General features: G+C 33.8%; 14 protein-coding genes and 1 other annotated feature. All 14 genes read left to right on the top strand.

The genetic code is table 11. From position 1 onward, the window contains the following. The first annotated feature begins 12 nt into the window (after positions 1 to 12). Positions 13 to 139 (top strand) — a sequence feature (ribosomal protein L10 leader region). A 36-nt stretch (positions 140 to 175) separates the two neighbouring features. Next, the gene (rplJ, locus tag JJJ02_RS02800) at positions 176 to 700 is read left to right on the top strand and encodes a 50S ribosomal protein L10 (RefSeq protein ID WP_165958653.1); all 525 of its coding nucleotides are present in this window, start codon (positions 176 to 178) and stop codon (positions 698 to 700) included. A gap of 61 nt (positions 701 to 761) precedes the next feature. Then, a complete protein-coding gene (rplL, locus tag JJJ02_RS02795) occupies positions 762 to 1127 on the top strand; it encodes a 50S ribosomal protein L7/L12 (protein WP_255724770.1) in 366 nt (121 codons plus the stop codon). Positions 1128 to 1239: 112 nt separating this feature from the next. Continuing rightward, complete coding sequence (locus JJJ02_RS02790) at positions 1240 to 1836, top strand: class I SAM-dependent methyltransferase (protein ID WP_240837250.1); 597 nt, start codon at positions 1240 to 1242, stop codon at positions 1834 to 1836. A 191-nt stretch (positions 1837 to 2027) separates the two neighbouring features. Then, entirely contained in the window at positions 2028 to 5570 is a 3543-nt protein-coding gene (gene rpoB / locus JJJ02_RS02785) for a DNA-directed RNA polymerase subunit beta (RefSeq protein WP_111717480.1), read from the top strand. A gap of 130 nt (positions 5571 to 5700) precedes the next feature. After that, complete coding sequence (gene rpoC, locus JJJ02_RS02780; RefSeq protein WP_240837248.1) at positions 5701 to 9321, top strand: DNA-directed RNA polymerase subunit beta'; 3621 nt, start codon at positions 5701 to 5703, stop codon at positions 9319 to 9321. 127 nt (positions 9322 to 9448) lie between these two features. Beyond that, the gene (locus JJJ02_RS02775) at positions 9449 to 9637 is read left to right on the top strand and encodes a hypothetical protein (RefSeq protein ID WP_111717484.1); all 189 of its coding nucleotides are present in this window, start codon (positions 9449 to 9451) and stop codon (positions 9635 to 9637) included. 324 nt (positions 9638 to 9961) lie between these two features. After that, positions 9962 to 11617, top strand: coding sequence for an LPXTG cell wall anchor domain-containing protein (locus tag JJJ02_RS02770; protein WP_240837246.1), 1656 nt, complete (start codon positions 9962 to 9964; stop codon positions 11615 to 11617). 96 nt (positions 11618 to 11713) lie between these two features. Beyond that, the gene (locus tag JJJ02_RS02765) at positions 11714 to 11974 is read left to right on the top strand and encodes a hypothetical protein (RefSeq protein ID WP_111744452.1); all 261 of its coding nucleotides are present in this window, start codon (positions 11714 to 11716) and stop codon (positions 11972 to 11974) included. Next, complete coding sequence (locus JJJ02_RS02760) at positions 11974 to 12306, top strand: TrbC/VirB2 family protein (protein WP_219499229.1); 333 nt, start codon at positions 11974 to 11976, stop codon at positions 12304 to 12306. Before JJJ02_RS02765 ends, JJJ02_RS02760 begins: the two co-directional genes overlap by 1 nt. A 68-nt stretch (positions 12307 to 12374) precedes the next feature. Further along, complete coding sequence (locus tag JJJ02_RS02755; RefSeq protein ID WP_240837244.1) at positions 12375 to 15056, top strand: hypothetical protein; 2682 nt, start codon at positions 12375 to 12377, stop codon at positions 15054 to 15056. Next, positions 15053 to 16222 (top strand): hypothetical protein, encoded by a 1170-nt coding sequence (locus JJJ02_RS02750; RefSeq protein ID WP_240837242.1) that lies wholly within the window; start codon positions 15053 to 15055, stop codon positions 16220 to 16222. The genes JJJ02_RS02755 and JJJ02_RS02750 overlap by 4 nt, the downstream gene beginning before the upstream one ends. Further along, positions 16215 to 16697, top strand: coding sequence for a single stranded DNA-binding domain-containing protein (locus tag JJJ02_RS02745; protein ID WP_240837240.1), 483 nt, complete (start codon positions 16215 to 16217; stop codon positions 16695 to 16697). Before JJJ02_RS02750 ends, JJJ02_RS02745 begins: the two co-directional genes overlap by 8 nt. 16 nt (positions 16698 to 16713) lie before the next feature. Continuing rightward, the gene (locus JJJ02_RS02740) at positions 16714 to 19644 is read left to right on the top strand and encodes a VirD4-like conjugal transfer protein, CD1115 family (RefSeq protein ID WP_240837238.1); all 2931 of its coding nucleotides are present in this window, start codon (positions 16714 to 16716) and stop codon (positions 19642 to 19644) included. Between the two features lie 31 nt (positions 19645 to 19675). After that, positions 19676 to 22296 (top strand): pLS20_p028 family conjugation system transmembrane protein (locus JJJ02_RS02735; RefSeq protein ID WP_240837230.1); only part of this gene is annotated, 2621 nt, incomplete at its 3' end.

Genomic DNA, 22296 nt, shown 5'->3' with positions numbered 1-22296 from the left:
GATATAGTGTAATTTGTATTTTATAAATAACCTAAGACAGTAGGGGCGTATGCTTAATAATCCTACCGAGGTGAAATTTGACTTGATGAACTTTCAAGCACTTTTTACCATGGGTGAAAAGTGCTTTTTTAATACTTTATTAGAAAAGCACGAAAATCTTAATGGAGGTGTCATAATGAGTACAAAAGCTATCGAAATCAAACAACAAAAAGCTGATTTGATCACTGAACAATTAAAAAATTCAGTATCAACTATCATCGTTGACTATCGTGGTTTAACTGTTGCGCAAGTAACTGAACTACGTAAACAACTTCGTGAAGCTGGTGTGGAATTCCACGTTTACAAAAATACTTTAGTACGTCGTTCAGCAGAAGCTGCTGGTATCGAAGGACTTGAAGAATTTTTAACTGGACCAAACGCTATTGCATTCTCTAACGAAGAAGTTGTTGCGCCAGCAAAAATTCTTGCTGACTTCGCAAAAGAAAACGAAAAGTTAGAAATCAAAGCCGGTGTTATTGAAGGTAAAGTGACTAGCGCTGATGATATCAAAGCTATCGCATCATTACCATCAAAAGAAGGACTTATCTCAATGGTTCTTTCAGTATTACAAGCTCCAATGCGTAACTTCGCATATGCAGTTAAAGCTGTTGGAGAACAAAAAGAAGGCGGAGAAGAAGCTGCTCCTGCTGAAGAAGCATAATTCACTTAGACAAAGACAATTAGTATCATAAAAAACTTAAATTAAATGGAGGAATACAATCATGTCAAACGAAAAAATTATCGAAATGATTAAAGAAATGTCAGTTTTAGAATTAAACGATTTAGTTAAAGCTATCGAAGAAGAATTCGGTGTTACTGCTGCTGCTCCTGTAGCTGCTGCTGGTGCTGCTGGTGGCGAAGGTGCTGCTGCAGAAAAAACTGAATTCGACGTAGAATTAGTATCTGCTGGAGCTTCAAAAATTAAAGTTGTTAAAGCTGTTAAAGAAGCTACTGGTTTAGGATTAAAAGACGCTAAAGACTTAGTTGATGGCGCTCCTAAAGTAGTTAAAGAAGGCGTTTCTAAAGACGAAGCTGAAGAATTAAAAGCTAAATTAGAAGAAGCTGGAGCAACTGTAGAAGTTAAATAATTTCTCTTTTGTCCGAAACCCGTTATGTATATAACGGGTTTTTCTTGCTTTATATTGGTATAATTTCAACTGAGTGCGCATTGCGCTGAGTTGAAATAAGTGAGGTGTTAAGATGAGTCATTATTATAGTGAAGAACAAACGGTAGAAAGCAAAGAAAGTATCATCAGCTTTAATATGGGGAATCACAGTTTGAAGCTTACGACGGATAGTGGTGTATTTTCAAAAGGTGGCGTTGATTTCGGATCTAACTTACTCGTTAAAACTTTTTTAGAAGATACACGTCCTGCTCGAGTACTGGATGTCGGATGTGGATATGGCACGATGGGCTTAATGGTGGCAAAGCATTATCCGGAATCAACAGTACATATGGTAGATGTGAACGAACGCGCATTATCTTTATCTGAAAGAAATAGTAATGCTAACAATATTCATAACACAACAATCTATAAGAGTGATGGATTAAATGGAGTAACAGAACGTTTTGATGCAGTGATTACAAACCCACCAATTCGTGCGGGCAAAGACGTTGTTCATCGCATATTAGAAGATAGTGCGAAAGTGCTTGATAAAGACGGTGCGCTATACGTTGTCATCCAAAAGAAACAAGGTATGCCATCAGCTAAAAAGAAGATGGAAGACGTATTTGGTAATGTTGCAGTTCTGAAGAAAGATAAAGGTTACTATATATTAAAGAGTGTAAAAGGTTGACCTTATACATTCCGTCTGTTATAGTAATAGAATGTAAAAATTTAAATGAATAAGTGTGCACTTTTCTATCTAATTTTAGGAGAAATGAGTTTAAAATAAAATGTGAAAATGGAGTTATGTGATTCCGTTTTCTTTTTGTCTTATTCCTCTGTTTAGGTAAAAGGCACCACAATTTTTGAGGGGTGAATCTGTTGACAGGTCAACTTATCCAATACGGAAGGCATCGTCAGCGTAGAAGTTACGCAAGAATTTCCGAGATTTTAGAATTACCTAACTTAATAGAGATTCAAACAAAATCTTATGAATGGTTCTTAGAAGAAGGTTTAATCGAGATGTTTAGAGACATTTCACCAATTGAAGACTTCACTGGAAATCTTTCATTAGAATTTGTTGATTACAAATTAGGTGAGCCAAAGTACGATTTAGATGAAGCAAAGAACCGTGATGCTACTTACTCAGCGCCACTTCGAGTAAAGGTACGATTAATTATTAAAGAAACAGGTGAAGTGAAAGAACAAGAAGTCTTTATGGGTGATTTCCCATTAATGACTGATACAGGTACGTTTGTCATCAATGGTGCAGAACGTGTTATCGTATCTCAGTTAGTTCGTTCACCATCTGTATACTTCAATGATAAAGTCGACAAGAATGGTAAAGTGAGCTTTGGAGCGACTGTTATCCCTAACCGTGGTGCGTGGCTTGAATATGAAACTGATGCGAAAGATGTAGTATTTGTTCGTATTGACCGTACACGTAAATTACCGATCACTGTACTTTTACGTGCATTAGGATTCTCAAGTGACCAGGAAATCATTGATTTATTAGGTGACAACGAGTATTTACGTAACGCATTAGACAAAGATAATACTGAGTCAACTGAAGCTGCATTACTTGAAATTTATGAACGTTTACGTCCAGGTGAACCACCTACAGTTGAGAATGCGAAGAGTCTATTATACTCTCGTTTCTTCGACCCAAAACGCTATGATTTAGCAAGCGTTGGACGTTATAAAATGAATAAAAAGTTACATTTAAAACACCGTTTATTCAATCAAACGTTAGCTGAGCCAATCGTTGATGTAGAAACAGGTGAAATCGTAGCTGAAGAAGGTACACTTTTAGATCGTCGTAATTTAGATCAAATTTTAGATGTACTTGAAAACAACGCCAACCAAAAAGTATTCACTTTAGAGAATGGTTTATTAGACGAGCCGATTGAAATTCAATCTGTTAAAGTTTATGTTCCTGGAGATGAAGAAAAACGTACGACAACAATTATCGGTAATGCATTCCCAGATGAAGAAGTGAAGTGTATCACACCTGCTGATATTTTATCTTCTGTAAGTTATTTCTTTAACTTATTAGCTGGAGTAGGTTTCACTGATGATATCGATCACTTAGGTAATCGTCGTTTACGTTCAGTTGGTGAATTATTACAAAACCAATTCCGTATCGGTTTAAGTCGTATGGAGCGTGTTGTACGCGAACGTATGAGTTTACAAGATACTGAATCTGTAACGCCTCAACAATTAATCAATATCCGTCCAGTCATTGCATCTATTAAAGAATTCTTTGGTAGCTCACAGTTATCTCAGTTCATGGACCAGGCAAACCCATTAGCTGAGCTTACACATAAACGTCGTTTATCTGCATTAGGACCTGGTGGTTTAACAAGAGAACGCGCAGGTATGGAAGTACGTGACGTTCACTACTCTCACTATGGCCGTATGTGTCCGATTGAAACGCCGGAGGGACCAAACATCGGGTTAATCAACTCACTTTCAAGTTATGCGCGTGTTAATGAATTTGGTTTCATTGAAACACCATACAGAAAAGTTGATATTGAAACAAATACTGTTACATCACAAATTGACTATTTAACAGCTGACGAAGAAGATGCTTACGTTGTTGCCCAAGCGAATTCACGCTTAGACGATAATGGTAAGTTCTTAGATGACGAAGTTGTTTGTCGTTTCCGTGGTGATAATACTGTAATGGCACGTGAACGCATGGATTACATGGATGTTTCACCGAAACAGGTTGTTTCTGCTGCCACAGCTTGTATCCCTTTCTTAGAAAACGATGACTCGAACCGTGCTTTAATGGGTGCGAACATGCAACGTCAAGCAGTGCCGTTAATGAATCCTGAAGCGCCATTTGTTGGTACGGGTATGGAACACGTAGCAGCACGTGACTCTGGCGCTGCAGTAGTAGCGAAATATAAAGGTCGTGTAGAGCACGTTGAAGCTCGTCAGATTAAAGTTCGCCGTATCGTTGAAGAAGGCGGAAAAGAAATCGAAACAGATTTAGATGTATATAAATTAGCTAAATTCGCACGCTCAAACTCAGGTACTTGTTACAACCAACGTCCTATCGTTGAAGCTGGTAACATCGTAACGAAAGGTGAAATCTTAGCAGATGGTCCTTCTATGGAACTTGGTGAGATGGCACTTGGTCGTAACGTAGTTGTTGGATTTATGACTTGGGATGGTTATAACTACGAGGATGCTGTAATCATGAGCGAACGTCTTGTGAAAGACGACGTATATACTTCTATCCATATTGAAGAATATGAATCAGAAGCGCGTGATACGAAGCTTGGACCTGAAGAAATTACAAGAGATATTCCTAACGTATCTGACAATGCACTTAAAAACTTAGATGATCGTGGTATCATTTTCGTTGGTGCTGAAGTACGTGATGGTGACATCTTAGTTGGTAAAGTAACGCCTAAAGGGGTTACTGAATTAACGGCTGAAGAACGTTTATTACATGCAATCTTCGGTGAAAAAGCGCGTGAAGTACGTGATACTTCATTACGTGTACCACACGGTGCTGATGGTATCGTATTAGACGTTAAAGTCTTTAATCGTGAAGATGGCGACGAGTTACCACCAGGCGTTAACCAATTAGTACGTGTTTACATCGTTCAAAAACGTAAAATTCATGTTGGGGATAAAATGTGTGGACGTCACGGAAATAAAGGGGTTATCTCACGTATCTTACCAGAAGAAGATATGCCATTTATGCCTGATGGAACACCGATTGATATCATGTTAAACCCACTTGGGGTACCTTCTCGTATGAACATCGGACAAGTATTAGAGTTACACTTAGGTATGGCTGCTAAAAACTTAGGTCTGCATGTTGCGTCTCCAGTATTTGATGGAGCAAACGATGAAGACGTTTGGTCAACAATCGAAGAAGCTGGTATGGCACGTGACGGTAAAACTGTACTTTATGACGGACGTACTGGTGAACCATTCGATAACCGTGTATCAGTTGGTGTAATGTACATGCTTAAATTAGCCCACATGGTTGATGATAAGTTACATGCACGTTCAACTGGACCTTACTCACTTGTTACACAACAACCACTTGGTGGTAAAGCACAATTTGGTGGACAACGTTTTGGTGAGATGGAAGTATGGGCACTTGAAGCTTACGGTGCGGCGTATACTTTACAGGAAATCTTAACGTACAAATCTGATGATACTGTTGGTCGTGTGAAAACTTACGAAGCAATCGTTAAAGGTGAAAATATTCCTCGTCCAGGTGTTCCGGAATCATTCCGTGTATTGATGAAAGAGTTACAAAGTTTAGGGTTAGATGTAAAAGTAATGGATAACAAAGATGAAGAGATTGAAATGCGTGATTTAGAAGATGACGATTTCATCGATTCAAAGATTAACCTTGCAAAAGCACCAACACCAGAAGCTGAGATCACTGAATAATCACTATCTCAAAAGCTAGTCACTTATTTTGTTTAATACATCATGTAAATCATTCCGCATTTACATGATGGTTAAACAAGTTGAAATATAAATCTTGATAAAATTTTTAATACACTAAGGAGGTAGGGCTTTGATTGATGTAAATAACTTTCATTACATGAAGATAGGTCTCGCTTCACCTGAAAAAATCCGTTCTTGGAGTTTTGGTGAAGTTAAAAAGCCAGAAACAATTAACTACCGTACATTAAAACCTGAAAGAGATGGTTTATTCTGTGAGAAAATTTTCGGTCCAACAAAAGACTGGGAATGTAGCTGTGGTAAATATAAACGTGTACGTTACAAAGGTATGGTCTGTGACCGTTGTGGCGTTGAAGTAACAAAATCAAAAGTACGTCGTGAACGTATGGGGCATATTGAATTAGCTGCACCTGTATCACACATCTGGTATTTCAAAGGAATTCCTTCTCGTATGGGATTACTTTTAGATATGTCTCCGCGTTCTTTAGAAGAAGTTATCTATTTTGCTTCTTACGCTGTAATTGATCCAGGTCCAACTGGATTAGAGAAAAAATCATTATTATCTGAAAGAGAATACCGTGAGTATTACGATAAGTACCCTGGGCAATTCACTGCTAAGATGGGTGCTGAAGCGATTAAAGATTTATTAATGAACATCGACTTAGATGGAGAATTAAAATCTTTACGTGAAGAATTAGAAACAGCAACAGGACAACGTTTAACAAGAGCAATCAAACGTTTAGAAGTTGTTGAATCATTCCGTAATTCTGGTAATGATCCTTCTTGGATGATTTTAGATGTATTACCAATCATTCCACCTGAAATTCGTCCAATGGTTCAATTAGATGGTGGACGTTTCGCTACATCTGATTTAAACGATTTATATCGTCGTGTTATTAACCGTAACAACCGTTTAAAGCGTTTATTAGATTTAGGTGCGCCTGGTATCATCGTACAAAATGAAAAACGTATGTTACAAGAAGCAGTTGATGCTTTAATTGATAATGGTCGTCGTGGCCGTCCAGTAACTGGACCAGGTAACCGTCCATTAAAATCTTTATCTCATATGTTAAAAGGGAAACAAGGTCGTTTCCGTCAAAACTTACTTGGTAAACGTGTAGACTACTCTGGGCGTTCGGTTATCGTAGTAGGTCCAAACTTAAAAATGTATCAATGTGGTCTTCCTAAAGAAATGGCACTTGAATTATTCAAACCATTTGTTATGAAAGAACTTGTTGAACGTGAAATTGCGACAAACATTAAGAATGCTAAAGGTAAAATTGAGCGTATGGAACCAGAAATCTGGGACGTTTTAGAAGACGTTATTCGTGAACACCCAGTTCTGTTAAACCGTGCACCAACACTTCACCGTTTAGGTATCCAGGCTTTCGAACCGACATTAGTTGAAGGTCGTGCGATTCGATTACATCCACTTGTAACGACTGCATACAATGCCGATTTCGATGGTGACCAAATGGCCGTTCACGTACCTTTATCTAAAGAAGCGCAAGCTGAAGCACGTATGTTAATGTTAGCTGCACAAAATATCTTAAACCCTAAAGATGGTAAACCAGTTGTTACACCATCTCAGGATATGGTATTAGGTAACTACTACTTAACATTAGAGCGTTTAGGTACAATTGGTGAAGGTAGAATCTTTAAAGATGCAAATGAAGTTATTATGGCTTATGTCAATGGATATGTTCATCTACATGCGCGTATTGCCGTTCAAGCTGGATCATTTAACAATCCAACATTTACTGACAAACAAAACAGCCAATTATTAATCACTTCTGTTGGTAAAGTAATCTTTAATGAAATTATGCCTGAATCATTCCCGTTCATTAACGAACCAACTTTATCAAACTTAGAAACAGTAACACCTGATAAATATTTCATCGATGCAACTGAATTAACTGAAGAAGGATTATTAAAATACTTAAATGAGCAACCACTTGTTAAACCATTTAATAAAAAATTCTTAGGTCAAATCATTGCTGAAGTGTTCAATAGATTCCATATTACTGATACCTCTATGATGTTAGACAGAATGAAAGATTTAGGATTTAAATATTCTTCACGTGCCGGTATTACAGTAGGTGTATCTGACATCGTGGTATTACCTGATAAACAAGATATTATCGGTTTAGCAGAAGAAAAAGTAGATAGAGTAACGAAACAGTTCACACGTGGTTTAATTACTGAAAGTGAACGTTACGCTGCTGTTATTGAAATTTGGACGAAAGCTAAAGATGACATTCAAGCAAAATTAATGAACTCTTTAGATGACTTGAACCCAATCTTCATGATGAGTGACTCTGGTGCCCGTGGTAACGCATCTAACTTTACGCAGTTAGCAGGTATGCGTGGACTGATGGCCAACCCGGCTGGACGTATCATTGAGTTACCAATCAAATCTTCATTCCGTGAAGGTTTAACAGTATTAGAATACTTTATCTCTACGCATGGTGCGCGTAAAGGTCTTGCCGACACAGCACTTAAAACAGCCGATTCAGGTTACTTAACACGTCGTCTAGTTGACGTTGCTCAAGACGTTATCGTACGTGAACCTGATTGTGGTACTGACCGTGGATTACTTGTTTCAGCGATCCGTGAAGGTTCAGAACTTATTGAACCATTCATTGAGCGTTTAGAAGGACGTTATTCTCGTGAAACAGTAAGACACCCAGAAACAAAAGAAATTCTTGTTAAAGTGAACGAATTGATTACACCTGAAATCGCGAAACAAATCGTGGATGCAGGTATCGAAGAAATGCATATCCGTTCAGCATTTACATGTAACTCACGTCACGGGGTTTGTGAAAAATGTTACGGTAAAAACTTAGCAACAGGTGAAAAAGTAGAAGTTGGGGAAGCAGTGGGTACAATCGCTGCCCAATCTATCGGTGAACCTGGTACTCAGTTAACGATGCGTACATTCCATACAGGTGGGGTTGCCGGTGCCGATATTACACAAGGTTTACCTCGTATCCAGGAGTTATTCGAAGCGCGTAATCCGAAAGGTCAAGCTGTAATCTCTGAGATTAACGGTGAGATTATCGAATTAAACGTTGTAAAAGATCGTATGCAGGAAATCAAAGTTAAAGGTGAGAATGAAGTACGTACTTACTTAGCACCTGGTACTGCAAGACTTAAAGTAGAAGTTGGGCAAAAAATCGCGCGTGGTGAAGTAATGACTGAAGGTTCTATCGAGCCTAAACAATTATTAGCTGTAGCGGGACTTAATGCGACACAAAGCTACTTATTAAAAGAAGTTCAAAAAGTATATCGTATGCAAGGGGTAGAAATCTCAGATAAACACGTTGAGGTAATGGTACGTCAAATGTTACGTAAAGTTCGTATTATCGAAGCAGGAGACACAAAATTATTACCAGGTGCATTAGTTGATATTCATACATTTACTGATGCTAACCGTGAAGTGTTTAAAGCGAGAAAACACCCAGCAACAGCGAAACCTGTATTGCTTGGTATTACGAAAGCATCACTTGAAACAGAAAGTTTCTTATCTGCAGCATCGTTCCAGGAAACAACACGTGTGTTAACTGATGCAGCGATTAAAGGTAAACGTGATGACTTATTAGGACTTAAAGAAAACGTTATTATCGGTAAGTTAATACCAGCTGGTACAGGTATGAGACGTTATAGTGGCGTTGAATACGAAAAAGATGCACCAGCATTAGAGCAAGATGAAGTAGTAGTAACTGAACAATAATAAAACTAACACCCGAATAATATTATTTGGGTGTTTTTTTGTCACTAAACGTTCACAATCACAAAACAGATAATTTAATAGAAATTAGTGTATGATAGTTAAACTGAATACTATAAGGAGGATGTATATGAATATCAAAATGAAAGAACTCATTGTAATGGTATTAGGATTAGTGGAGATCATTGCCGGATTTGCATTATATGAAGAGTCGCAATTAGGGGGCATTACATTTATATTATTAGGCTTTGCATTCTTAGCGATTATGTTTATCATGGAACGAAAAGATTACCAAAGTAAACATTATAATTTGAAATAAAATTTATAAAAAACAATATATCACTATAAATAACAACAATAGCCTAAGAAAATAAATATTCTTAGGCTATTATATTGTGAAATAATTTTGTGTAGTGTAAAATCATAGACTAACTGTGAAGTATAAAAGGGGACATGATTTGAAAAAATGTCTCCTTTTATTTTAAAGTAAAAAAATGAATTATATTAAAATACATTATATAATTAAGAGTGATGTTTAAATAAGGATAGAGTTAAATTACTCCAAATTCATTAAAAGGGATTTCTGCAATTTAATATATGAAGTTGGCATATATTAAATTGTGGAAAATAGGAATAAAAATTTATGAAGAATAATAAAAATTTCAAGAAAATATCGATTGCGATAACTTCAAGTATATTAGGGACTGTCGGTTTATTGAATCAATCTGTTGTAACACATGCAGCAGAATTACAAAATATCGAACAACGAGTTGCACAACAACAGGCAATATATTTGCAGAACTCTGCTCTAAGATTTTTAGAGGGTTATATATATTATGATGGAGATAACGATGGACAATGGGATTCTCGTTTAGGTAATATCAACATTGAACTTATCGGAATAGATGGAAGTACTTATAGAGGTTCTACAAATAGTGAAGGCTATTTTTATCTTGAAGGAATGAACACAGGTGATTATGAATTACGTATGTTTGTACCTACAGTTGATCAATCAGGAATGGAAACTATAGAAACTGTAAGTACGGCTGTAGTAGTTGATCGTAATATTGTTAATAGAGTGAAAGTGACAGTTACGAAGCTACCAGACGATCCAACGACCGAAGCGCCGACAACAGAAGCACCAACRACAGAAGCACCGACAACWGAAACACCACCGACAGAAACGCCAAAAGAAAATCAATTACCTCAAATATTTGCATATGATCAATATATCATTGAAGGCTCAGATTATAATCCATCAAAAAATGTTAAAGCATGGGATTTAGAAGATGGAAATCTTACTAAAGAAGTAGTAGTTGTTAAAAATGAAGTTGATACAAGTAAACCAGGTACTTATACAGTGACATATAAGGTAGTTGATAAAGCAAAAGGTGAATCGACAGCAACAATCAGCGTGGTAGTTGGAAAAGATTTCTCAAAAGATATTGAAAAAATCAATACAACTTTAAAATCTTTAGAAAGTCAGTTAACAGAATTAAATGCTAAATATACTGATTTAAATACAAAAACTGATGCAAATACTAAAGAAATTCAATCAGTACTAGAACAAATTAAAAATGTTAAAGATGCAATTAATAAAGCTCAAAGTGAGCTAAAAGATTTAACAGAAAATTATCCTAAAACAAAAGAGGATGTAGTGAAGTTACAAGGTCAAGTGACTGATTTAGTTAGCAAAATTGGTGTATTACAAAATCAAATTACAGAATTAAACGCAAAAATTAAGCAGTTAGAAGATGCAGACAAAGCATCAGACACAGCAACAAACGAGAATAAAGCTATTACAGAAGAATTAAAAAAATCAGTTAATGATATGAATGAACTTTTAACTAAGTTGCAGGATCAGATGAACAAAATGTCTGAAAGAATTGGTGTTATTGGTGAGAAACTAGACAATCATATTGCAACAGAGCCAAAAGATGATGGCAAAACGGATACGACAACAACAGAGCCAAAAGACGATGACAAAACAGATACGACAACAACAGAGCCAAAAGATGATGGCAAAACAGATACGACAATAAATAACAATGTTGATGATATTAGAAAACCTGATGCAAGTAGTAATGCTACAACTGGCACAACTGGTGATAATAATAACAATACAGAAATCGTAACATCTGAAACGCCAAAAACTGATGACATTAAAAAGCCATCAAACAGTATATTACCTGACACAGGTAATAAATCATTAAACTACTTATTATATGCTGGTGTTCCAATTCTATTAATTGGAGCAATTGGTTATACAATCTATAAAAGAAAGATAAAAGAATATTAATACCTAAAGAAGCTATTTTTAATAGCTTCTTTCTTTTATACATTGAAAGGAGTGATGCAATAAAAAATAATATTCTAATAAAGGAGGGTTGTAAGCGTGAAACTAACATCAGCACAAGTTAAAGCACTTATTGAAAATGAACATGGTGACTTTAAAGCATTTAAAAAAGCATTACAAGAAGAAGTATTAATTGATGTCGTTAAAGAAAAAGGACGTTTTAATGAAATTATCAATTATCTTGTTGAAGAAGAAGCAAATTCAATTTTGCTAAAATCAGTCCCTAAGCCACAAAGAAAAGAAAAAGCATTAACAGAAGAACAAAAAAACTTATCTGAAACTAAAGGAGAATATAAATAATGAACGAATTAATCACAAGCATGGGAATCCAAAACTTTTTATCACTTTTTGACTTTTTAGGATATATTGACTTAGGTCATTTCTTACAATTAAATGATGCACAAACATCTATCGTAAATGGATTAAAGAAGATTTCAGGATTTTTAAAAGTAGTAGGTTTAGCAGTGGCCGCAGTTTATGTTGCGATTGCAGGTTATCAATTTATGTGGGGTGGTCCTAATGGATCACAAGCTGGTAAAACATATTTATTAAATGCCGTTATCGGATTAGTTTTAATTTATGGTGCTGGTGAAATTGCAAACTGGGTTGCAGATAACGTAGCAAACTTCTAATATCAGAATTATTTTAAGGAGAGAAACATACTGTTTCTCTCCTTCATTTTTTATAAAGGAGAACTAAAATGACAAAAATTTTAAAAGTAAAGGTAAACAATATTCCAAAAGACAAAGATTTTAAAGTAATTCAATTAAGTACTAAAAAAACATACTATTTTAAAGAATTTGATGAAATTTTAACAATGATTAGAGAATTAGCAGAAGAAAAAGAAAAGTCTTATCCATTAGACATTTCGATTGTCGATTATGATGATCCAACCATATCTTCATTTGAGATGCCTCAATATCTTATCAATAAAAATACAAAAACATCTATTTTTGAAATTATTAAAATGGAAATGATTAAAGATAAGGATATAGATGAAAAAAATGTATCACAGGAATACATTGATGCATACAAACAGACTTTAGAAGAATCAAATAATTATGATGTAGCGAAAAACAATGAAGTAAAGTCAGGTAGTCTTAAGAAAGCTAGTATCTTTAGTAAGTTGAGAAGAAAAAAGAATAGTGAGGTTGAAGAAGAAACAACGCCTATTGATGATGAAGAACTAGATCAAGTTAAAGAGGACAGCTTAGATGAAGTTGCTGGTAATAGAGATGCTGAGAACATTATGAAAGCAACAGAAGTTGTCAGTATAAGTGGAGAAAATGAGATCAATCCTGATGAAGAACCAGCAAATCATGGTGAAGTTGTAGATTTAACTGATTCTCAGGATCGCATATTAGCCACAGAAGAAAAAGAACATAAAGAAGTAAGTGATAACAATGTAAATCAATTAGCTGATTCTGTAACAAATTCTGGGAATCAGTTAAATGATAACAACCAAGCAAACATAGAATCTGTAACATATTCATCAAAACAGCAAATATTAAAAGAAGATGAACAAAAAAAAGTTGATCGTACCAACACACTTAATCTAAATGATATTGAAAAAGAACATAAAGAAAACTTTGATAGTAATCAAATTCTTAATTTGAAAGAGGAACGTATTGAACCTCAAAAATTTACAGAAGATGTGAAAGAGCCAGAAGAAAAGAACGAACAATACTACCTGAATACAAGAGAAAAACAAAAAGCAGATTTTCATAATGAAGAACTTAATATCATCGAAAATGAATTAATTGAGTTCATTATCAATGAAGAAACTAAGCTAAATAAAGAATTAGAAACATTCTATAACGAAAACAAACCTAAATATCAAGATTATTTAGAACAACTTATTGAAACAGAACGTCCGGTCTTTGATGAAAAAATTAACTTAATTGATCAACAGCTGAGTGACGAAATTGAAATGATACTAAAATCTGATGACGAACAGTATAAATTAAACAGGGCGATTAAACAAAAACAACTTAATAATGATAAAGATACTCGTTTATTTGAAGAACGTTCTAAATTTAAAGAAACAGCAAATATTCTCGAAAGTAGAGCTAAACAAAAAGCTGAGGATGAAATTAAATTATTAGTTGAAGAAAAACGTATACAAGGGATTAAAGATATTAAATCAAACGTGCTAAGACTGAAAGCAGAACGCCTTAAAGCATTATCGTGGACATTGTTTGATTACGATAAAGAAACATATAAAGCACTGCTAGAGATTCAGAATCAAATTGCACAGGATATTAAAGATAGAAAACGATTAGATAGTGAAATTGAAGCTAATAAAGTGCTACAACAAAAACTATCTTTAGAAGAAGAAAAAACGAAACTAGAGATTAAAAAATCAGAAGAAGCAATTCATTACTCAAAACAAGTTGAAAGTGAAAAGGCTATTTCTGATAATGAACTCAAAAAAGCACGTGCATTAGAAGCAAACAGTAAACATGAACTTGAAATCAAAGCAAAGGATATTGAACTACGTAAGATTCAAGCAAAAGAGGATGAAAATCGTCTAAAAGAAGAAGATATTCAATTACGACGTAAAGAATTAGAGAATAGAAATAAAGAGGATGAAAATATTGCTAAGTTAATTAAATACAATAATATCAATCATCTTTTCCCTCAAAATAATAAAGTGCAGGAAGTTAAAGAAGAAACAAGCACAGAAGTAGTACCAGAATCAGATGTAAAATCACAAGCAGTATACGAAAAAAATGAAATTCCACAGCCCTCTAAATCATTAGGTAAAATCTTAACAGCGTTAGTTATAACAGGAGCAATTGCTATTCCAGGTTATTTTTATGCAGATTCACAAGGATTATTAGATGACAAACAAGAAGTGAATAAAACTGAAACTAAAGATCATTATAAATCATATATTGAAAAAGAAGATTATGTAAATGCAATTAAAGAAAAACCATCTAAAGCTAAAGAAATAAAAAAATTGCTTTTAGATAATAAAGATTATTTAAATGCAGTAAAAGTAGGTCAATCAACTAATGATAAGGAATATCTAATTACAACTTACTTATCAAATGGTAATCTGGATGATTTATTTAAAACTTATAAATCAATGTCTTATGAAGAAAAGATGGCCTTACCTTTAGAAACAAAGAAAGCAATTGTAAATAAGTATATTGCTGATAAATCATACACAAAGGCATCTATTATTAATAAAGATGCTAAAATCAAGCCTTTACAGAAAAAAATTGATAAAGCTCTAAATCAGGAAAAAAATATGAAACAATCTACTCAGACAGCAGAAGAAGTAAGTAGAGTAGTACAACAACCATTAACTACAACTACTAATAATTATAGTAATCAAGTAAGTACACAATTTAATCAGGGAGATGATAGACAATGATTGAACTTAAACTAAATATTTTTATAAATAGTATGCAAGAAATTATAGGCTTGTATAAAGTAGAAGGAAGACATGTTTTAGAACGAAGATTCGTTTTATCAGGTTATATCGTTAATACTCCTAAAGAATTAAAGTTTGACTGGCAAATCCCAGGCGAAACTTTAAATGATAAAAGAAAGATTTTCAATGCATTGATGGATTATTTAACTACTACAAATGGTGATGAATTGAATGAAGTAGTTATGATAATTGAAATTGAAGAAATTACGAAAGATGACAAAGATAAATACTCAATAAGACTATTAAACGACTTTAATCATCTTTTGAAAATTAAAGAATTATATACATCGCAAGGAAAGAACGTAAATGAGTTATTAGAGAAGAAAGTAACGATTAATGAGGAAGAACAAATTGACGATATTATTATTGATAATACTAAAGTTAATGAGAAAGAAGATAATCATAATGAACAACCTTACGTTTTAACATCTGAAATTGAAAATGAAGATAATAATACAATAGACGATACAGAAAATATTGAAGAAACAACAGAAGAACATATTGATCAGGATAACAGCAATATTGTTGAAGAAACAGAACAAATAAACAACACAGATACAAGTGAAAAAGAGAATGATCCTTCTGAAAATAATTTGGATAATAAAGAAACTGTAGAAGAAACAGAACAAGTAAGTACAGTAAAAACAGACGTGATAGGTGATGAAACTGAACATACAAAAGAAAGCATTACTACAGCAGATAGTGAACCAGAAAAATCATTAAAACAACTATATGAAGCTATACATCATAATGATGATTTTAATTCAACAGCACTTAAAAACTTTGTAGACAAAGTTGTACCAGTGGATTCTGAAATTAAGAATCTTTTAAAAGTTATTGTTCTTAACTCAACAATGATTAAAGATTCATATAAGACGTTCCTAAATAAATTTAATAAACTGCAAACAATGGGAACGAGAAATGAAATAATTCTTTTTACGCAATTTAATGGATATGGTATTTCAAATCGTTATGTGAAGATGAAATATATTGATGTTATGAATAATCTCAAAGAAACGTATGAAATAGGAGCAATTGAAAAAGGTATACAACAAGTTTATTCAAAGTTAGTTGAGATGGAATCGGAGGAAAATAAAAATGATTAATATGTTATCAGGATTATATGTAGAAGGTTTTGTAAATAATGAACCCCAGATCAGCAAGACAGAAAACAATGTGCCTAAAACAATTATCTATTTGACTTGTAGAATTGATGTAAAACAAAAAGAATCAGATGATAATTATTCAGTTTCAAAAAAATATGTTACTTTGCCATTTAGAGTGTTTGGATCAACTGCTTCATTCTTCTTTGAGAATATTGTTAAGGGGCAAAGAATACTCGTCGAGTATAAGATAGAAAGTTATCGTGAAGAAAATAAAGGATTTCCAATACCATCCCTTGTGTGTACTTCAATTAGACCGTTAGAAACAACAGAAGTAGCAAAAGACAGACTATTGAAACAACGTTTAGAACGAGAAGAAAGACAAAAAGAAGAAAATGAATCAGTAGTTGAAAATGAAGAAAAAGAGGGCAAAAAACAAAGCTACGACATTTCTGATGAGGAATTGCCGTTCGATTAGAAGGTGAGGAAATACTTTGAGTAAGCAACTAATGAAATATGGTTTAGATGATATTTTAGTATATAAAAACAAACAAAAACCAATCGTTAAACAAATTATTAAAAGTGAAAGAAAGCCAATTAAAATAAAGGAAACACTTGCAACTAGAAAAAATATGTATATACTGTCAGTGCTTACTATTATTTTTAATATATTTTTAGCAAATATAGTCACTAATTTTATATTCAATATTATTAATAACTTTAAATATATAACGAAAGTAAATCAGTTTGACAAGGCTAATATACTAGATAAAACTGAAATTATATCTAATAAAATGAGTTATATATTTTTAAATAATCAAAAATTAATCGACTTAACAATAAAACCAAATCAACATCTGTTGATTTGGTTAATTTTATTTTCAGCTATGACACTGATTATACTACGTTTTCTGTATAAATTCTATGTAGCACATAGAAAAATGCATTACGGACAAAAAGGGGATGCAAAGTTTGCAGAAATAAAAGAATTAAAAAAGCAATATGTCAGCGTTCCACAGCAATGCACAGAATATAAAGGACAGCCAGGAGTTCCTATAACGCACTATAATGATTTACCAAAAATATTTAGAGCTGTGCCTTTAATAAAGTTAGGAGAAAAACAGCTTATTAATCCTTTATCGAAGCTTTTTTATAACGGTAGATACTTAATTGATCAGGACACAATCAATGTAATGGTTATCGGTACTTCTCGTTCAGGTAAAGGTGAATCGATGGTTTTTCCAGCAACAGATATAGATACAAGAGCTAGTGAAAAACCATCTTTAGTATTCAACGATCCAAAAGGTGAATTGTATGCTGGATCATACGAAACACTCAGAAAAAGAGGTTATGACGTTGAAGTTTTAAACCTTTTAAATCCTGATGATGGAATGAGTTATAATATGCTACAAATCATTAAAGATGAATATATTAAGGGTGACTTTGCACAAGCAGAGGCTTATGCAGTTACTTTAACAAGTACTTTGTTTCCATCTCCAGAAAGTGGAGATAGCTTCTGGCAGGATTCGGCCGCAGGTCTTGTTAATGCTTTAATATTTACTGTTATTCAAAGAGCCTTAGATGAAAATAGACCTGACAAAATAACAATGAGAAATGTATATGATCTACTAAATATACTAGGTACGGATAATTATACTGATGATGACGGAGTGGAACATAACGCATTAGATGAGTACATCATGGATATGCCACCTGAAAGTATTGCAAGGAAACAATACGCAACTACACAATTTGCTAGTGGTAATACACGTTCAGGTATCTTAGCAACTGCTTCAACAACCTTGCAAATATTCGTATCAGAAAAGATTTCAAAAATGGGTTCTGCTAATTCTTTAGACTTTACGCGTGTAGGCTTTAATAAAAGAATACGTGTTCGTTTTGATATGAGATATATATTCAAACGTGGCGTTATCCATTATGGATATGGAGAAGAAAATTGCCTAACATCAAACTTTAAAATTGATTCACTAGGATTCATGGAAAATTACTTTAAACGTAAGATGAAAGACGGAGAAATTATTCGTATAGAACTAGATGAAGCAGTTTTTGAGTACAAATTCTATAGAGAAAAGCCAAAAAGAGGTTTTGTAGTCGTTGAGAAAGATCCTTATACAGGAGATCGTATCTATCCAGAAGAAGCTTTCCTAAAAAATATAGAAAAGAATAGTGATATTTTAAAAATCAACTGTTTCTACAGTGAAAAACCAGTAGCAGTGTTTATGGTAATTCCAGATTACGATACTTCAACGCACGTTGTAGCATCTATATTTATATCTCAGCTTTATACAATGTTAGCGAGGAGAGCATCAGAATCAGGAGGTAAATGTCATCAACGTGTTAAATTCAGACTTGATGAATTTGGTAATATGCCAGCAATTCATGACATGGCAAATATTTTGACTGTATGTTTAGGACGTAATATTCTTTTTGAATTATATGTACAAGGTTACTCACAGGTTACATCAAAATATGGTAAAGAAAACGGTGAAACAATTAAAGACAACTGTCAGACACATATCTATATAAAGTCAACAAGTAAAGAAACAAACGATGAAATTTCTGCGAAATGTGGTAATACCACTGTTACAACATCATCAAGAACTTCAAATGGTGGCAGTGATTTTTCACAAAACTTTACAGCAGAGCAACAACCTTTAATACATCCTGAGTTACTACCAAAATTCGTAAGAGGAGAAACAATCGTTTTACGATTTTTAAAAACGAGTGATAACAACCGAAATAGTATCAGACCAGAGCCGATCTATAATGTGAATGAAACTAAACTACCTTTTAGATTTGAGTTTTTAAGTGATGACTTTGAACCAGCAAATCAATTTGCTGATTTTGATATACCTTCTAAACACAGACATCTTAACTTACGTGACTTCATGATTGATTGGAAACATAAACCGACCCAGCTAGATTTAACTGCTAATGGATATATAGCAAGTCTTGAAATGCCTCATAAAGATAAAGAAAAACTTAAAGAAGCATGTATGCAGTTTACAGGCAGTGAAGATTTCTACAAATCAATAATTCAAGCACAAACAAAAGAAAGTGTAATGACTAATATGCAGTCACAGTTACAACACTTGAATATTGCTGGTAATCAGTCAGCTGAGATACAACGTCAGATTATGATATTCCTAGAACAACATGATAAAAGCAAAGATGTGTTTGAAAGTGAGACAATTAAAGAAACTAACGAACAACCTATTTATTTATCTGAATACTATTTCGGTGAAAAACTGGAACTAAGATTAATGTGGATAAAAGATAACCTTGAAGATAAATCTCTATATGAAGTATTACTTCAACTCAATGAAGAAGATTTCAATAGAGTGTTAGATGAACACAGTGAAACAAAAGTTAAAAATGGTATTAAACATTTAAAAATAACGTAACGCATAACCTATATGTTATGCGTTATGTTTTATGCACTATATTATAATTAAAGCAGGTGAATTTTTAGTGGCAGAACAAATATTAGATCAATTTGATTATCTGTTTACACAACAGAATTTTTTATGGATGGTATTAATGCCTCTATTATGGGGAATCGTTAAAGTTTTTCATACAACGGTATCAGCATTAGAGGGTGGATTAGATACCATCCTTACATTCAATGGATTTTTTGAAAATGAAGGACTTAATAATATTATGAATACGGTCAATCCAATCGCAATGGCACTTTTTGCGATATCTATAGCTTTTATTGGTTATATGATTATGACCGGTAAAAATCTCAATAGACAAGGTGTATTTACAAATGTACTCCTCGCAATCGGATTTATTCTTGGATTTTCATATTTAACATCCACCCTTAATGATTTGTCGACAGATTTAGTCAATGCTGGTAAGCAGGCAGGTGTTAAAGGTGAGAATCAAAAACTAGCAACACAAATTGTTGCGACAAATACAACAGATTTACTATATATGGAAAGAAAAGCAAAATGGCAAGAAAACAAAGATACTTTTATTAATAATGATATCACGGAAAAAACTTTTCCTTATAAAGATTTTACAGGAGTAATAAATGCATCTAAAGAAAAAGAAGGTGTAGAGGAAGCTGGTGATTATGATTACAAGTTAAGTTCCGAAGAAAAGAAGATTTTTGCAAATAAATTAGTAGATAAAGAAGATGGTTCGAGAGAACTACAAGAAATTAAACCTGCTGATTTTCCTTTTATCGGACAGGTATCATTTTTAAATCAATGGTATTACAGATATCATGCGAATTTTCTACCTATGTTTATACAATTTGGGGTAGTTGCATTTGTACTGATTTTCTCAATGTTTAAAACAATGTTATTAATGTTGGAGATTGCGTTCCAAAAAATAATTGCACCGTGGGTAGTAGCAACAGACTTAACAACAGGGCAAAAGATGAAACAACTATTTAATAATCTGGTTTTAAACTATGCGAGTATAGGGATTTTAATGTTCGTAATTAAAATCTATATGTTAGCAATGACTTATATATCAACGTTAGGCTGGAATCCGTGGATTGTTGCGATTGCTATGATCGCTTTAGGTAAATTCGTAATAGATGGTCCAGAAGAAGCTAAACGTCTACTTGGAATTGATGTAGGTGTTAAAGATGGATATCAAGCTCTGATGGGTTCTCTTGCAGTAGCAGGAGCAGGATTAGGTCTTGCTAAAGGTACAGCAGGTTTAGCTAAAGGTGGAGCTGGTAAACTAGCTGAATGGCGTGAAAACCGTGATAAAGTTGATGATAACGGAAATAAAGTCAGAAAACCTGGAATGGCTGAACGAATCGGTAAAGCAGGATCAGAAGGCATTTATTCTATGGCTGGTATTGCTGGTGAGATGTCTGAGGTCGGTGCTAAAGGTTATGCTGTAAATGCTACAAAAGAAGGTATTCAAAAATCTAAGGAAGCATTATCTTCTAAAATTGAGAGTGCGATGGAAGCTGTCAAGACACCAGGTTCTAACGTAAGTGAAGCATTTGATGAAGGAAAAGCAAAAGCAACTTCATATGCAGTAGCAAGTGCAGAGGCAATGACAGGAACTACTCCTGAAAGTAGAAACGCAATCAATAAAGTGCTTAATGACAACGAAGGTGCTTTAACACCATCTGAAAGAACAGTACTTGAAAAGGTTGTTAGAGGTGGCGAAGATCTTACGCCATCAGAGAGAACAATACTTGAAAGATTATCAGGAACAAGTGTATTAAGTGATGCAGATAGAGATGCAGTAAGGACTGTTACTGAACAATTAAATACTACAGGCACTGCATCGACAGAAGATAAAATGGCAGTTCATAGAATACTTGAAGAAAAATCAGGGGATTTAGCCCCACAAGATAGAACAGCAATTGAACGTCTGATGCAGGAACCTGGAAATCTTACAACTGAGGATAGAACAGCAATTGAAAGAGTAATTGAAGATAAGAGTAATTCATTATCAGCAGAGGACAGAACAGCACTTGAACGTGTGTTAAGACAAGATTTAGGTAGTCAACCAGTTTCACAAGATCGTACAGCTATGGAAAGAATTATTAATCAAGATTCAGGTAATACAATGACACCACAGGACAGAACAGCAATAGAGAGAGTATTACATCAAGATTCAAACAATTTAGGTGATAAAGATAGACAAGTATTAGAAAGAGTAATGCAACAAAATGGGGTCGCTACACCACAAGACAGAACAGCAATTGAAAGAATTATTCAAGACAAGGGTAATAATCTATCATCACAAGATCGTACTGCAATGGAACGTTTAATCACACAACCTTCAACTAATATTGGAAATGAAGATAAAACAGCAATTCAAAGATTAATATCACAACCAGATTCAAATGTATCTTCACAAGACAGAACAGCTATAGAAAGAGTAATATCAAATCCTACAAGTGCTACAGCTCAAGATAAAGTAGCATTTGAACGAGTAATGCAACAACAATCAGGTAATATGAATAATTCACAAAAAGTAGCATTTGAACGAGTGAATCAAACTTTAGGCAATCAAATACAGTCAACAGGCAATAGTATTAATCAGTCTGTAAATGAAACGCAAGGCACATCAGTTGG

It is taken from the genome of Macrococcus sp. PK (assembly GCF_022501545.1).
GTDB lineage: Bacteria > Bacillota > Bacilli > Staphylococcales > Staphylococcaceae > Macrococcoides > Macrococcoides epidermidis.
This window is presented reverse-complemented; position numbering and strand designations above follow the sequence as displayed.

What these genes read in the sequence shown, in the direction of transcription:
- rplL (WP_255724770.1), top strand. Translation starts at nt 762, where the DNA reads ATGTCAAACGAAAAAATTATCGAAATGATTAAAGAAATGTCAGTTTTA.
- JJJ02_RS02745 (WP_240837240.1), top strand. Translation starts at nt 16,215, where the DNA reads ATGATTAATATGTTATCAGGATTATATGTAGAAGGTTTTGTAAATAAT.
- rplJ (WP_165958653.1), top strand. Translation starts at nt 176, where the DNA reads ATGAGTACAAAAGCTATCGAAATCAAACAACAAAAAGCTGATTTGATC.
- JJJ02_RS02790 (WP_240837250.1), top strand. Translation starts at nt 1,240, where the DNA reads ATGAGTCATTATTATAGTGAAGAACAAACGGTAGAAAGCAAAGAAAGT.
- JJJ02_RS02775 (WP_111717484.1), top strand. Translation starts at nt 9,449, where the DNA reads ATGAATATCAAAATGAAAGAACTCATTGTAATGGTATTAGGATTAGTG.
- JJJ02_RS02750 (WP_240837242.1), top strand. Translation starts at nt 15,053, where the DNA reads ATGATTGAACTTAAACTAAATATTTTTATAAATAGTATGCAAGAAATT.
- JJJ02_RS02755 (WP_240837244.1), top strand. Translation starts at nt 12,375, where the DNA reads ATGACAAAAATTTTAAAAGTAAAGGTAAACAATATTCCAAAAGACAAA.
- JJJ02_RS02760 (WP_219499229.1), top strand. Translation starts at nt 11,974, where the DNA reads ATGAACGAATTAATCACAAGCATGGGAATCCAAAACTTTTTATCACTT.